Origin of the sequence: Streptomyces rubellomurinus (genome assembly GCF_000961885.1) — a bacterium.
Lineage (GTDB): Bacteria > Actinomycetota > Actinomycetes > Streptomycetales > Streptomycetaceae > Kitasatospora > Kitasatospora rubellomurina.
Window position 1 is genome coordinate 74,134 of record NZ_JZKH01000030.1, and the last position, 12,439, is coordinate 86,572.

At 72.5% G+C, this 12,439-nt stretch carries 14 protein-coding genes; 5 read left to right on the forward strand and 9 right to left on the reverse strand.

The genetic code is table 11. The annotated features are described in order from the left end of the window. Positions 1-118 precede the first annotated feature (118 nt). Positions 119-1,549: an MFS transporter gene (locus VM95_RS16725; RefSeq protein WP_045697416.1), complete on the reverse strand. Its 1,431-nt coding sequence runs from the start codon at positions 1,547-1,549 to the stop codon at positions 119-121. 327 nt (positions 1,550-1,876) lie between these two features. On the opposite strand from VM95_RS16725, the gene VM95_RS16730 reads away from it, so the two are divergent. Both VM95_RS16730 and VM95_RS16735 read left to right on the forward strand, forming a co-directional pair. Further along, a complete protein-coding gene (locus VM95_RS16730; protein WP_045697418.1) occupies positions 1,877-2,452 on the forward strand; it encodes a TetR/AcrR family transcriptional regulator in 576 nt (191 codons plus the stop codon). Between the two features lie 86 nt (positions 2,453-2,538). Next, positions 2,539-3,927 carry an MFS transporter gene (locus tag VM95_RS16735; protein WP_052707407.1) on the forward strand — a complete coding sequence of 463 codons (1,389 nt, stop codon included), beginning with the start codon at positions 2,539-2,541 and terminating at the stop codon, positions 3,925-3,927. 269 nt (positions 3,928-4,196) lie between these two features. On the opposite strand, the gene atpF is transcribed toward VM95_RS16735, so the two are convergent. Continuing rightward, on the reverse strand, positions 4,197-4,706 hold the full coding sequence (atpF, locus tag VM95_RS16740) for a F0F1 ATP synthase subunit B (RefSeq protein WP_045697422.1): 510 nt from the start codon (positions 4,704-4,706) through the stop codon (positions 4,197-4,199). Between the two features lie 176 nt (positions 4,707-4,882). Between atpF and VM95_RS16745 the strand changes: the two genes are divergently transcribed. Further along, on the forward strand, positions 4,883-5,581 hold the full coding sequence (locus VM95_RS16745) for an aspartate/glutamate racemase family protein (RefSeq protein ID WP_045697424.1): 699 nt from the start codon (positions 4,883-4,885) through the stop codon (positions 5,579-5,581). A 13-nt stretch (positions 5,582-5,594) separates the two neighbouring features. Here the strand turns inward: VM95_RS16745 and VM95_RS16750 are convergent, their stop codons facing one another. Next, positions 5,595-5,903 (reverse strand): cupin domain-containing protein, encoded by a 309-nt coding sequence (locus VM95_RS16750; protein WP_045697426.1) that lies wholly within the window; start codon positions 5,901-5,903, stop codon positions 5,595-5,597. 71 nt (positions 5,904-5,974) lie between these two features. On the opposite strand from VM95_RS16750, the gene VM95_RS38890 reads away from it, so the two are divergent. Continuing rightward, the gene (locus tag VM95_RS38890) at positions 5,975-6,811 is read left to right on the forward strand and encodes a hypothetical protein (protein WP_052707408.1); all 837 of its coding nucleotides are present in this window, start codon (positions 5,975-5,977) and stop codon (positions 6,809-6,811) included. Here VM95_RS38890 and VM95_RS16760 read toward each other — a convergent pair. Further along, on the reverse strand, positions 6,763-7,746 hold the full coding sequence (locus tag VM95_RS16760; RefSeq protein ID WP_244178810.1) for an aminoglycoside phosphotransferase family protein: 984 nt from the start codon (positions 7,744-7,746) through the stop codon (positions 6,763-6,765). The two genes, VM95_RS38890 and VM95_RS16760, sit on opposite strands and share 49 nt — an antisense overlap. Positions 7,747-7,812: 66 nt before the next feature. On the opposite strand from VM95_RS16760, the gene VM95_RS16765 reads away from it, so the two are divergent. Continuing rightward, positions 7,813-8,016 carry a hypothetical protein gene (locus VM95_RS16765; RefSeq protein ID WP_157882127.1) on the forward strand — a complete coding sequence of 68 codons (204 nt, stop codon included), beginning with the start codon at positions 7,813-7,815 and terminating at the stop codon, positions 8,014-8,016. Here the strand turns inward: VM95_RS16765 and VM95_RS16770 are convergent. The 5 genes from VM95_RS16770 to VM95_RS44425 all read right to left on the reverse strand — a co-directional run. Then, complete coding sequence (locus tag VM95_RS16770; RefSeq protein WP_045697431.1) at positions 8,004-8,663, reverse strand: HAD family hydrolase; 660 nt, start codon at positions 8,661-8,663, stop codon at positions 8,004-8,006. The genes VM95_RS16765 and VM95_RS16770 overlap by 13 nt on opposite strands. A 30-nt stretch (positions 8,664-8,693) precedes the next feature. Continuing rightward, positions 8,694-9,347 carry a hypothetical protein gene (locus VM95_RS16775; RefSeq protein ID WP_045697432.1) on the reverse strand — a complete coding sequence of 218 codons (654 nt, stop codon included), beginning with the start codon at positions 9,345-9,347 and terminating at the stop codon, positions 8,694-8,696. Beyond that, a complete protein-coding gene (locus tag VM95_RS16780; RefSeq protein ID WP_045697433.1) occupies positions 9,340-11,589 on the reverse strand; it encodes a DUF6571 family protein in 2,250 nt (749 codons plus the stop codon). The genes VM95_RS16775 and VM95_RS16780 overlap by 8 nt, the downstream gene beginning before the upstream one ends. A gap of 10 nt (positions 11,590-11,599) precedes the next feature. Next, positions 11,600-12,064, reverse strand: coding sequence for a hypothetical protein (locus VM95_RS41615; RefSeq protein ID WP_157882128.1), 465 nt, complete (start codon positions 12,062-12,064; stop codon positions 11,600-11,602). A 243-nt stretch (positions 12,065-12,307) separates the two neighbouring features. Beyond that, positions 12,308-12,439: immune inhibitor A (locus VM95_RS44425; protein ID WP_244178812.1), on the reverse strand; the 132-nt coding region annotated here is incomplete at its 5' end.

Below are 12,439 nucleotides of genomic sequence, written 5' to 3' on the forward strand. Positions count from 1 at the left end.
GGGTCCGGGGAATGCGACCCGCACGTTCCGGGCCTTTTCGGGATCGGGCCTTTCGGGATCGGCCTTTCGGGTTCAGGACTCTCGGGGTCGGCCTTTTCGGGTTCAGGCCATTCCGCTGTCAGGCCCTGGCGTCGGATTCCGGGGCGGCCACCGGGAGTTCTCCGGCCGGCCCGGCCGCACCGGCCACCGGCGGGAGGTGCCCCATGCCGAGGGAGGTGGCCGCACCGACGAGCATGAAGAGCCCGATGGCGACGCAGCTGCGCACGAACGCGTCGTGGTCGTCCGAGTAGGTGCGCGGGGTGCCCATGATGGCGACCAGGATGCTGATGCCGAGGACGCTGCCGATCTGGCGGCTCATGTTGACGACCGCGCTGCCGGTGGAGAAGCGGTGCGGGGGCAGCCCCGCGGTGGCGGTGGACAGGATCGTCGGCAGGGCCAGCCCGACGCCGATGCCGCCCATCAGCCAGCCGGGCAGCAGCGCGCCGGCGTAGTCCGGGGCGGCGTCGACCATCGAGGCCATGGCGAGCACGCTGGCGACGCAGAGCAGGCAGCCGAGCGCGGCGATCCGCCCGACCGGGATGCCGCGCCCGGCGAGCTTGGCGGCGGCGATCGCCGCCAGCGGCACCATCAGCGGCCCGGGGGCGACCCCGAGGCCGGTGCGCAGCGCCGAGTACTGCCAGACGTTCTGCATCCACAGGATGACGCTGAGCAGGTTCGCGGCGAAGCCGACGCTGAAGACCAGCACCGCCGCGTTGGACCAGGCGAACTCCCGCAGCCGCAGCAGCTCGGGCTCGATCACCGGGTGGGCGTGGCGCCGCGAGCGGATCCAGAAGCCGACCGCGCCCAGTGCGGCCGCGGCCAGGACCAGCCCGGTGCGCAGGCCCGGCCAGTCGTCGACCTTCACCAGGCCGAGCGCCAGCAGGCCGATCGCCGCCGTCAGTACGACGGCGCCGAGCAGGTCGGGCATCCGGGTGACCGCCCGGTCGCGGGAGTCGGGGACCAGGCGGAGCGCCGCGACCAGCGCGACGACGCCGATCGGCAGGTTGACCAGGAAGACCCAGCGCCAGGAGAGGCTGACCAGCAGCCCGCCGAAGACCGGACCGGCCGCCGCGGCCAGGGCCGCGGCGGCGGACCAGACCCGCACCGCGCCCGCGCGCTTCGCGGGTTCGAACACGGAGAGCAGCAGACCGAGGCTGGCCGGGGTGAGGGCCGCGGCGCCGACCGCCTGCAGGACGCGGAACAGGACCAGCTGCCACAGCGTCGTCGAGGCGGCGCAGGCTCCGGAGGCCGCCGTGAACAGCGCGACCCCCAGCAGGAACCCGGCCTTGCGGCCGAAGCGGTCGGCCAGCCGGCCCAGCGGCACCAGCAGCGCGGCGAACACGATCGCGTACCCGTTGAGGATCCACGACATGTTCGACAGCGCCGAATCCTTGAATTCGTGGCCGATGTCGGTGAAAGCGACATTCACGATGAACAAATCGAGACCGGCCATGAAGGCCGCCAGCGAAAGAATCGCCAGGACGATTCCATCCCCACCCCGTGTCTGCATGGCCGTCACCGTATCCACAGCTCCCGCACACAAGCAAGGGGCGTCAGGAAAAAGAACATGATCGTCGGCGCCCGCCGGAAAACGATCACGGCGGCGCACGATCCGGACGGAATGCTTTTATCCGCGTTTCGCACACCTTCGCGGGTTCATCGCGATGCGGCCCGCTCCATTGTGTCGAATTCCGGCGGGGCGGCGCGTTCGCATTCCGGACGCCCGGTGGCGCGGACACCCGGGCCGACCCCCACCGGAACTCGGCCGCCGCGCGCATCGCCCGGGAGGCCGGCCCTGGTTTTTGACACATCCGACAAGAACTGGCACGCTACTCGCATGGCACGCCCGAGGAAGTTCGACACCGACGCCGCGATCGACGCGGCCATGGACACCTTCTGGTCCAAGGGGTACACCGCGACCTCCACCGACGACCTCGCCGCGAGCACCGGCATGCTGCGCGGCAGCCTGTACAACGCGTTCGGCGGCAAGCGGCAGCTGTTCGAGCTGGCGCTGCGCCGCTACCGGGAGCGCGGCGCGGCCGGCGTCAACGCCATGCTGGACGGCGAGCGGCCGCTGGAGCGCATCCGCGGGATGATGCGCGCCGGCGTGGACCGCACGACGCTCGACCGACGCGGCTGCCTGGCGGTCAACACCGTCACCGAACTGGCCGGCACCGAGCCGGAGTTGGCCCAGCTGGCCCGGGAGGTCTTCGTACCGCTGGAGGCCTCGCTGACCGCCGCGATCGAGGACGGCCGGCTCCGCGGCGAGATCCGTACGGACCGCGCGCCGCGCCTGCTGGCCCGGCAGACGATGGCCGCCTTCCACGGCCTGATCCTGCAGGCCAAGGCCGGCTTCGAGGCCGAGTCCCTGCACGCGACCATCGACGCCGTGATCGACGACCTGCGCGCCTGAGACACCCCCGCCCCGCCGCGGGGACTTCTGCTGCCCAAGTTTTTGGCACATTGACCAATAACCATCGCCACCGGAGGCCCGACCCCATGCCCCTCCTGCCCGTCATCCTGGCGGCCTTCTTCATGTACGGCTTCGACGGCAACGTCGTCAACGTCGCCCTGCCCGCCATCCGCGGCGACCTCGGCGCCGGCCAGGCCGCCCTCGAACTCGTCGTCGCCGGCTACGTGTTCAGCTACGCCACCGGCCTCGTCATCGGCGGACGCCTGGGCGACATCCTCGGCCACCGGCGGATGTTCCTGACCGGCATGGCCGCCTTCACCGCCGCCTCCGTCCTGTGCGGACTCGCCCAGTCCCCCACCCAGCTGGTGCTCGCCCGCCTCGTCCAGGGCCTCAGCGCCGCCGCCATGGTCCCCCAGGTGCTCGCCCTCATCACCACCGCGCTCCCCGCGGCGGACCGGCCGCGCGCCCTCGCCTGGTTCGGCGTCACCGGCGGCCTCAGCGGCGTCTGCGGCCAACTGCTCGGCGGCGTCCTGCTCGACGGCGACCTGTTCGGCCTCGGCTGGCGCGCCGTCTTCCTGGTCAACCTGCCGGTCGGCCTCGCCGTCCTCGCCGTCGCCGCCGCCGTCCTGCCCCGCACCGACACCGGCCGCCGCCCCGCCCTGGACGGCATCGGCGCCCTCGCCGTCTCCGGCTCGCTCGCCCTGGCCCTCGTCCCGCTCGTCCTCGGCCGCGAGGCCGGCTGGCCGCTCTGGGCCTGGGCCATGCTCGCCGCCGCCGTCCCCGCCTTCCTCGCCGCCCTGCGCCGGGAGCGCCGGCTCGCCGCCCGCGGCGGCCAGCCGCTGCTCGACCCGCAGCTGCTGCGCGGGCCCGTCTTCCGCACCGGACTCGCCGTCAACGCCGCCTTCATGGCCTACTTCGCCGGCTTCGTCTTCGTCCTCGCCCTCACCCTGCAGACCGGCTTCGGCTACAGCCCGCTCCGCTCCGGCCTGGTCTTCACCCCGATGGCCGTCCTCGCCATGGCCGGCTCGCTGACCGGCAAGCGGCTGCTCCCCAGGTACGGGCTGCGCGTCCCGGTCGCCGGCGGGGCGGTCACCGCGCTCAGCCTGCTCGTGACCACCCTCGGCCTGCGGACCACCGGCGCCGACCACGCCCTCCCGTGGCTGCTCACCGCCCTCGCCCTGATGGGCGTCGGCAACGGGCTCGTGCTGCCGTCCCTGATCGGCGCCCCGATGGCCGGCATCACCCCCGAGCGCGCCGGGACCGCCTCCGGCACCCTCTCCACCACCCAGCAGTTCGCCGCCGTCACCGGCGTCGCCGCCCTCGGCGGCACCTACTTCACCGTCCTCGACGGCCACGGGTACGCCACCGCGGCGGCCGCGGCCACCTGGCTGGCGCTCGGCGCCGTCCTCGTGATGATCGGCCTGACCGTCCGGCTCGGCCGGGTCACCGCCGCGGCAGTGAGGAACGAGCGGTAGGAGGGCGGGAGTTCGAGACCGTGCCGGCGCTCGAAAGCGGCCACCTCCGACGCCGGGAGCGGCGGGTCCAGCCGGTAGCGGTGGCGCCGGGCGGTGAGGTCCCGCACCTCGGGGTGGGCCTTCGCCGACTCCCGCAGCCGCACCCGGATCCGCTCCACGTCCCCCATGGCCGTCATCCTCGCGCGGCACCGGCGCCATGGCGCGGGCCCCGGTCGGCGGTGAGTACCGCCGACCGGGGCCCGGGTCGTGGGGAAGTCCGTGGGGTCGGGTCAGGCGCGCGCGGCCGCCTCGGTGTCGAGCTCGGCGAAGAACTCGTCGGCGATCGCCCGGGTGCGCGGGAGGGTGTCGACCGGCTCGCCGATGATCCGGCCGGCCAGCTCACCGGCGAGGCGGATCACGTCCTCGCGCAGCTCGGCCTCGGCCAGCACCCGGTCGGCCGCCAGCTGGACGGCGGCCTCCGCCACCAGGCGGTCCCGCACCTCCAGGCCCTCGGCCCGCAGCTGCGCGAGCAGCGCCGCGCCCTCCTCGGTGGCGCTCTGGCGGATCGCGGCCGCCTCGTGACGGGCGGCGGAGAGCTCCGCCTGGAACTCCTCGTAGACCCGCTGCGCCTCGGCGCGCGCCGCCTCGGCCCGCTCGATGCCACCCTCGGTGGCGTCCTGGCGCTCGGCCAGGGTCTTTTCGATCCGGGGAAGCACCAGCTTCCCGAGGAATCCGAAGATCAGGAAGAAGACGACGAGTCCGACAACGAGTTCAGCGGCATCCGGCTGCAAGGGTCCCATAGTCCGATGGTATTTGAACTACCGTCACCGACCTCCGTCGGCCCCGGCTCCACCGGCCCGCCCCGGGCGGCGGGGCACGGCGCGTACACGTACCGCCTGCCCACCCACGCACCCGGCCGGTCAAAGTAATCCTTATAGCTTTGCCGCAACCCTTCTGTCTGCTTTATAAATGCCCCATGAAGACCCTCGGCCTGATCGGCGGCATGAGCTGGGAATCCACCGCCGAGTACTACCGCCTGCTCAACGGGCTCACCCGCGACCGCCTCGGCGGCCTGCACTCCGCCCGCCTCGTGCTGTACTCGGTCGACTTCGCCGAGATCGAGCAGTTGCAGACGGCGGGGCGCTGGCAGGAGGCCGGGTCCGTCCTCGCCGATGCGGCGCGATCACTGGAGGCGGCGGGCGCCGACCTGCTGCTGATCTGCACCAACACCATGCACAAGGTCGCCGACCAGGTCGCGGCAGCGGTCTCCGTCCCCCTGCTGCACCTCGCCGACGCCACCGCACGGGCCGTACGGGCGGCGGGAGTGCGCCGGGTCGGGCTGCTGGGAACGGCGTTCACCATGGAACAGGACTTCTACCGGGGCCGGTTGGCCGCGCACGGCCTCGACGTCCTCGTCCCGGAAGCCGCCTCGCGAGCCCTCGTCCACCGGGTGATCTACGAGGAGCTGTGCGTCGGGGTGGTCCGCGAGGAATCCCGGGCGGACTACCGGCAGGTGATCGGGGACCTGGTCGCCGCCGGGGCGGAAGGGATCATCCTCGGCTGCACCGAGATCGAACTGCTCATCGGCCCCGAGGACAGCCCCGTCCCGGTGTTCCCCACCACCCGCCTCCACGCCGAGGCCGCGGTCACCGCCGCCCTCGGCGACCAGTACTGACCAGCTCTCGCACTCAGACCTGCTCCGGGACCTCCAGGATCAGCAGCGTGCCCCGGCTGCCCGCCCGCACCCCGTGCGGCACCCCGGCGGGGACCCGGCACAGCTCACCGGGCCGCACCGACACGCCCTCACCGCCCACGGCCAGTTCGAGGACGCCCTCGGCCACGTACAACACCTCCGCCGTCCCGTGCACCTCCTCGGGCAGCGCACGACCGTCCATCCGCAGCACCTTGACCGCCGCCGTCCCGACCGTCCCCACGACCACGGACCGCCAGGCCTCCGGCAGTCGGGCCGCACACTCGTTCACGTCCACCAGGCTCATGACCGGCGACGCTACCCGCGCCGGGCCGGCAGTTGGTCGACCGGAAGGTAAAACCTGCCAGGATCGGCCCGGTGAACGCCCGCACCCTGTACGAGGCCCTGCTCGACGCCGACCGCCCCCACCGGGACGTCGTCGACGCCTGGCTCCGCCCGTCCGCCACCGCCGACTACCGCGCCCGGCTGCGCACCGCCGCCGTCCACCGCACCCGCTGGTGGGGCACCGAGGACGGCCGGGGCCTGCTGGAGGAGCTGTACGCGCTCGGCCGGGTCGCCGACCTCCTCCTGCTGGAGCCGCAACTCCCGCCCTACCTCGCCCTGTTCACCGCCCTCGGAATGGCACCCTGCACGGCCGCCGACACCGCCTTCGACCCCTTCCGCCACGAGATCGCCGAGGTCGAGCAGGCCGAGGACCCGGACGCCCCGATCGAACTGCTGGACGTCCGCACGCCCGGCCTCATGCTCGGCGAGCTGCTGTTCACCCGTGCCCGCGTCCGCGTCCGGGCCGGGGCCGCGCACGCCGAACGCGGCGTCGCCGACCGCTCGGTGCTCTACTGGACGCACCGCCGCGCCCACCGCCCCACCCGCGACCTCTCCCAGGGCTGGGGCGGCAACTCCCAGTGGCGCACGGACTTCCGGCTCGACTACCGCACCCCGCACGGCGACCTGCTCAACGTCGCCGAGGACCGCCCCATCGACGGCCGCCCCGACCTCCACCCGGACGACCCGGCGAACCTCGGCCCCGAGGAGCGCCGACTCACCCCCGCGGAGCGCCGCGAACTGCTGCGCCACCGCTGCCTGTTGCGCACCCCGGCGGCCGCCCGCCCCGGCGGCTTCCCGGCCTGGGCGGAGGACCTGTGGGTCTACGGGTGGCGGCTGCCCGCGGCGGAGGAGCCGTCCGCGGGGGCCTGACCGGCCGGGACGTGACCCGCTGAGGCGCGAGCCGCCGCGGTGCGCTCGGCCAGCACCTCGCCGATCACGTACCGGGCGGTCCGCGCCATGCGCGGGTTGGTCTCCCGGTAGTAGCTCAGCTCCATCAGCGCGACGGACAGCGCCCAGCCCCTCCCCCGCGCCCAGGCGGCCTCGTCGGCGCCGACCGCCGCCCGGAAGGCGTCCCGGGCCGTGGCCGGGAGCACGTACCAGGCGGCGAGCAGGTCCACCGCCGGGTCGCCGAGGCCCAGGCAGCCGAAGTCGATGACGGCGCTCAACCGGCCGTCCGCGGACACCAGCAGGTTGCCCGGCTGCAGGTCGGCGTGGATCCAGACCGGCGCCCCGCCGTGCGCGGGTGCGCGAAGTGCGGCCTCCCACGCCGACGTCACCTCCCCGGCGGGGACGACACCCGCCAGCGCCGCGATCGCCGCCCTGGTACCGCCGTCACGCGCCGCCAGCGTCTCACTGCGGTAGGAGGCCGGGCCGCCGGTCGGGTCGACCCGCTGCAGGGCGGTGGTGAAGGCCGCCAAGTCCCGTGCCAGCAGCTCCGGTTCGTCCGGCCGCCCGGGCACCGGGTTGGCGCCGTCCAGCCAGCCGAGGACGGACCACGGCAGCGGGTACCCGGCGACCGGCCCGCCCACCCCCAGCGGCGCCGGCACCGCGACGGGCAGCTCCGGCGCCAGCCGGGGCAGCCACCGCTGCTCCTTGGCGACGTCCTCCGCCGCCGCGGCGATCCGGGGCAGCCGCACCACCAGCTCGGCGCCCAGCCGGAACATCGCGTTGCTCGTCCCGGACGAGACGACCGACTCCACCGGCAGGCCGGCCCACTGCGGGAACCGGGCAGCCACCATCCGCCGCACCAGGGCGGCGTCGATGTCCACTTCGTCGGCGTGCATCTTTCCCTCGGAGGACGTCATGCCGACCGAACCTGCCAGCGGCGGGCCGGCCCGGCAAGCGAATTACCAGGGCACGGTCCGCCCCAGGTGGTCGACGAAGTGGAGGCCGCCCTTCCCCCGGTGCCGCTCGATCGTCCCCGCCACCCCGGGAAGGTCGGAGGACATGACGCCCGCACCCTGCGCGCGTCCGGCATCAAGGTCAGCGCGCTGGAGCCGGGCTACTGCGCCACCGACCTCAACCAGCACTCCGGGCACTCCGGCGCCGAGGAGGGCGGCCGCTACCCCTGGTAGGCGGCGATCAGCCCGGGCAGGTCGCGCATGTCGTCGAAGACCACCGTGCCCGGCCCGGCCAGCCGCTGCGCCGCGGTGACGCCGCCCGCGTAGCCGAGCGCGCGCATCCCCGCGGCGCGGGCGGCCGTGACACCGGGCCCGCTGTCCTCGACGACGACGCAGGCCGCCGGGTCGACGCCCATGCTCCGCGCGGCGTGCAGGAACAGGTCGGGCGCGGGCTTGCCGCGCCCGACCTCGGTCGCGCTGAAGATCCGCCCCTCGAACCGCTCGTAGAGGCCGGTACGGCCCAGGGTGTGCCGCATCTTCTCGTGCGTGCCGCTGGACGCCACACAGGTCGGCAGCGTGATCGCGTCCAGCGCCTGCGGCAGCCCGTCCACCGGCGTCAACTCCGCGTCCACGGCCAGCGCGTGCAGCTCGCGGAACCGCTTGTCGAACACCGTCGCGGCCTCCTCCCCCAACCGCTCGGCGACCATCGCGTGGTTGGCCGCCTCCGACCGCCCGACGAACTTCTCGATCACCTCGGCCTCGGTCAACGGCCACCCCAACTCCGCCACCAGCCGCCCCACCACCCGGACGGCGATCACCTCGCTGTCCACCAGGACCCCGTCGCAGTCGAATATCACCAGCTCTACCGGCTCGTTGATCATCCGATGAGCATAGAACGAGGCCGCGAGCGGTCATGGGCCCGGCGGCGGGAAGTTCGTCGCCGACGCGGGGACACCGTCCGGCAACCGCACCGGGTTCGCACACGGGAAGTCCGCCACGACGGCCTTGGTGACCTTCAGCAGGATGTCGAGGATCGCCCGGTGCTTCCCGTCCGGTACCGGATGGGTGAAGCGCGTGCTGACCTCGACCCCCACGTACGGCGCTTCCATACGCATGCTCTCCGGATTGTCACACCGGAACCCGAGGCCCACCTTGTCCTGCCCGACCCACCCTTGCACGTCCGCACCGAAGTCGAGCCGACTGTAGGTCGCCTGCGAGCCCGGGCCGTAGAGGGCCGTCATGGCGGACTCGTTCACGGACCGTACGGCGACCCGCACGATGGCGTCCGCCGGGCTTCGACGGACCTCGCAGCTCTGCTCGTACCGGGTCGGGGACGGGCGGAGCCGCTTCCCGTCGTCGTCCAGCCAGTAGGACGCGGCGAACGTCCCCTGCTCGTCCTCCGCCAGCGGCTTGAGGTCGGCCCTGGTGAGCACCGACCAGCAGGCGCCGGCGGGCAGCTCCGCCGGTGCGTGGGCCGACCGCCACCACCACCCGGCCCCGGCGAGCACCACCACCGCGACCACGGCGGCGAGCCACTGCCGCCGGCGCCGGCCGCCCTCAGCCATTGACGGCCCGGATGAAGAGCCCGGCCCCGCCGGTCACGCCGTCCCACGACTGGTTCGCGGCTCCCGTGGACAGGTCCTCGACCTGCAGCGGAGTGAGCCCGGTCCCCTGTGCGGCGTTCTCCACCGCCGTCTTGGCGGCGCCGGTTGCTCCGGCGAGGCCCGCGATGTCCGCCTTCGTGGCCGGATCCGCGGTGTTCAGGCTGATGTGGTAGCTCGACGCCTCGTGGTCGATGAAGTAGTTCACCGGCAGCGACAGGCCCGGGCCGACCACGGGAACCGCCCCGAGCAGCTTGCCGCCGGTCATGCTCCAGAGCGACTTCCCCCACATGGCGTTGCGGTCGATGGAGTCGTTGTAGGCCTTCTCCTGCCCCTTCAGCTCGCCGACCAGGGTGTCGGTCCGAGCCGCGGTGAGGATCCCGGCCACCGCGCCGCCGGAGTGTGCGGCGTTGTTCACGGCTTGGCCGAACTGGGCGCCGTGGGCTTCCCGGTTCAGCATGATGTCCTGGATGTGTGCCGTCGTGTAGGCCTGTTGAGCCTGGGCGACGGCACCGAAGGCCTCGGGGTTCCGGCCCAACGCCCCCAGCAGCTTCGCCGTGCTGTCGGGCTCCAGGCCCGCCGGGGATCCGTAGGTCGTCAGCAGCTTGTCGTACTGAGTCACCGCCTTCTGGACGTCACCCATGTAGCCGGCGGTCAGGTGGCCGAGGCTGGGTGCGAGCTCCGCGAAGGCGCCGTCCTTGCGGAGCAGCGAGGGACCGTCCGTGTTCCCGAAGCGGTCGACCACCTCCTTCATCAGCTTCGACATCTCAGGCGTGTGCTGGGGCAGCGGGGTGTCCTGGGGTGCGTCGAAGGCACGTCCGGTGGCGGCCGACTCGAGTGCGTGGCCGAAGGCGAGCGCCCCGGACGGCTCCGCGTGGCCACCGGGGAAGTAGTGCCCCTTCCAGACGTCCTGGAGCGGCGAGTCGTCGCCCCCCTTGGCCAGCACGTCGAAATAGGTGTTCTTCTGGTTGAGGGCCTTGACCGACCCGTCGAGGTCGTAGGCCGTCGCCGGGTCGTGGAAGTACTGGAGCGCGGCCTGCGGATTGTGCGCGAGCGCCTCCAGCACCCCCGACATCGGATTGAATCCGCCCTGGCGGGAACCGCCCGGGTGGCCCAGGAACTTCAGCTGGTCGAAGTCCCCGTCGATCCACGGCGCCGAGGTCCAGAAGCCCTTCATCTGGCTGAGCTGGGTGACGTGCTCGGCGATCGGATTGAGGAAGTGCGCGTCGTACGTCCCGGTTCGCAGGATGTTGGTCAGGATCTGGTAGCCGAACGGCTGGGCACTGACGTTGCCCCGCTTGCCGGGCAGGAAGACGTCTGCCCTGGCGGATCCGGCCCGACGCAGGCCTGCCTCCCACTCGTCGGACAGGCGGGGGTAGTTGCGGGTGTTGGTGGCGGTGGCCAGCGCCGTGCCGAGGTTCTTCTGGAGGTCCTCGATGGCCTGCGGCCGCCTGCCGCCCTTGTCCGCCGAGGCGAGGGCCAGCTGACCGTAGTACTTGAGGAAGCCGTCCGGTCCGAGGTTCTGGTAGAACGCCGTGGTGAACCGCGGGTCGTTGGCGTGTTCCTTCAAAGCCTTGTTGAGCTGGTCCAGTTGGCCGTCCGTGAGGTTCCCGGCCAGCTTCAGGAGGTCGGCCGCCTGCTTGGCCTGCTCCTCGGGGTTGTTCGGCGCGGGCTTGAAGGCGGTCTTGTCCTTCCCGGTGACGGCGGAGAGCGCCGCCACCGCCGCGGCGTCGGCCGTCGCAGCCCTCTTCAGGGCCTTCGCGATGTCGCCGGCCACCTCCTCCGCCAACTTCTTGAAGGTCGCGTGGTACTGCTCCGGATCGCTCTTGTCCACGGCGCTCTTCGGCGCCGGCCAACTGATCCTGCCGGTCGAGTGGTCCACCGTCATGGACTGGTCGGTGGCCTTCTTGACCGCCGCGTCCAGGTCCGCCCGGGCGGCGGTGAATTCGGTGTGGGCGCTGCGCAGGGCCTTCGCGATGCCGCTCGCCTCCTCGAAGGCCGCGTCGATCTCGTTCCGGACCTTGACGATCGTGACGGAGGCCCGTTCGGCCGCGTCGCCCCGCCAGCCCGACGCCTGCAGCGGCGTGATGATGTCCCCGGTGAGCTCGGAGGAGAGCCCCCACGTGCGGACCAGCGACTCGAAGCCTTCGGCCAGGCTCCCGATGCCGCTGAACTTCTCTCGCGCCAGGTCGTTGAAGGTCACCATGTCGAAGGCCTCAGTTCTTCGTCAGGTTCTGGGCGTTCACCTGTTCGGCGCGCGCATACTGTTCGGCGTTGCTGGACAGCGCCCCGGCCACCTCAGCGATCATCCCGCTGGTGGTCTTGCACTGGCCGCTCCAGACGTCGAACGCGTCCCAGACGGCCTGGACGATCTTCCAGGCGGACCTGTCCATGTCCTGCGTGTCGGCGACGATGTCCTTCCACGCGTCCCCACAGGCCTTGTCGAACTTGGTGTGCAGGGTGCCCGCATTGGTCCCCGCCCGCCGCAGCGCCTCCGGGCTGACCTTCACCGTCCGGCCGCCGCCCGCCCCCGTCACCGGCTCCGGCGACCACCCCTGCGGCTGGGCGCCGGCCGCGGCGGCGGCGAGGTCCGGGAACTGCTTCTTCGCCGCCTCCGTCAGGTTTCCGGAGCTGTCGAAGAGCCACGGATTCACTTTCCGCTCGAAATCCAGGTCAGTCATTCGTCCCCGCCCCCCAAACTCGTGGCTCCGCGTGGCCGTCGGCCGGATCACGTGGTTCCGGCGCACGACAGGAGAACGTGGACGGACCACCCGCCCGGTCCACGTCAATTGGGAGCCTAACCAACAAGCTGTGTGATGTACGGGAGTTGAGCGAAACCTGAGCGTGGGGTGGCGGGCACCAGGAAGGCCGGCAGGGCCCGGCGGTGGTTGCCGCCGGGCCCTGCCTGCTGAACCAAGCTGGGGTCAGCCGACCTGGATGGAGGTGTCGTCGATCAGGAAGCTCGTCTGCAGCGAGGAGTCCTCGACGCCGTTGAACTTCAGGGTGACCGTCTGGCCCGCGTAGGCCGACAGGTCGAAGGTGCGCTGCTGGTAGCC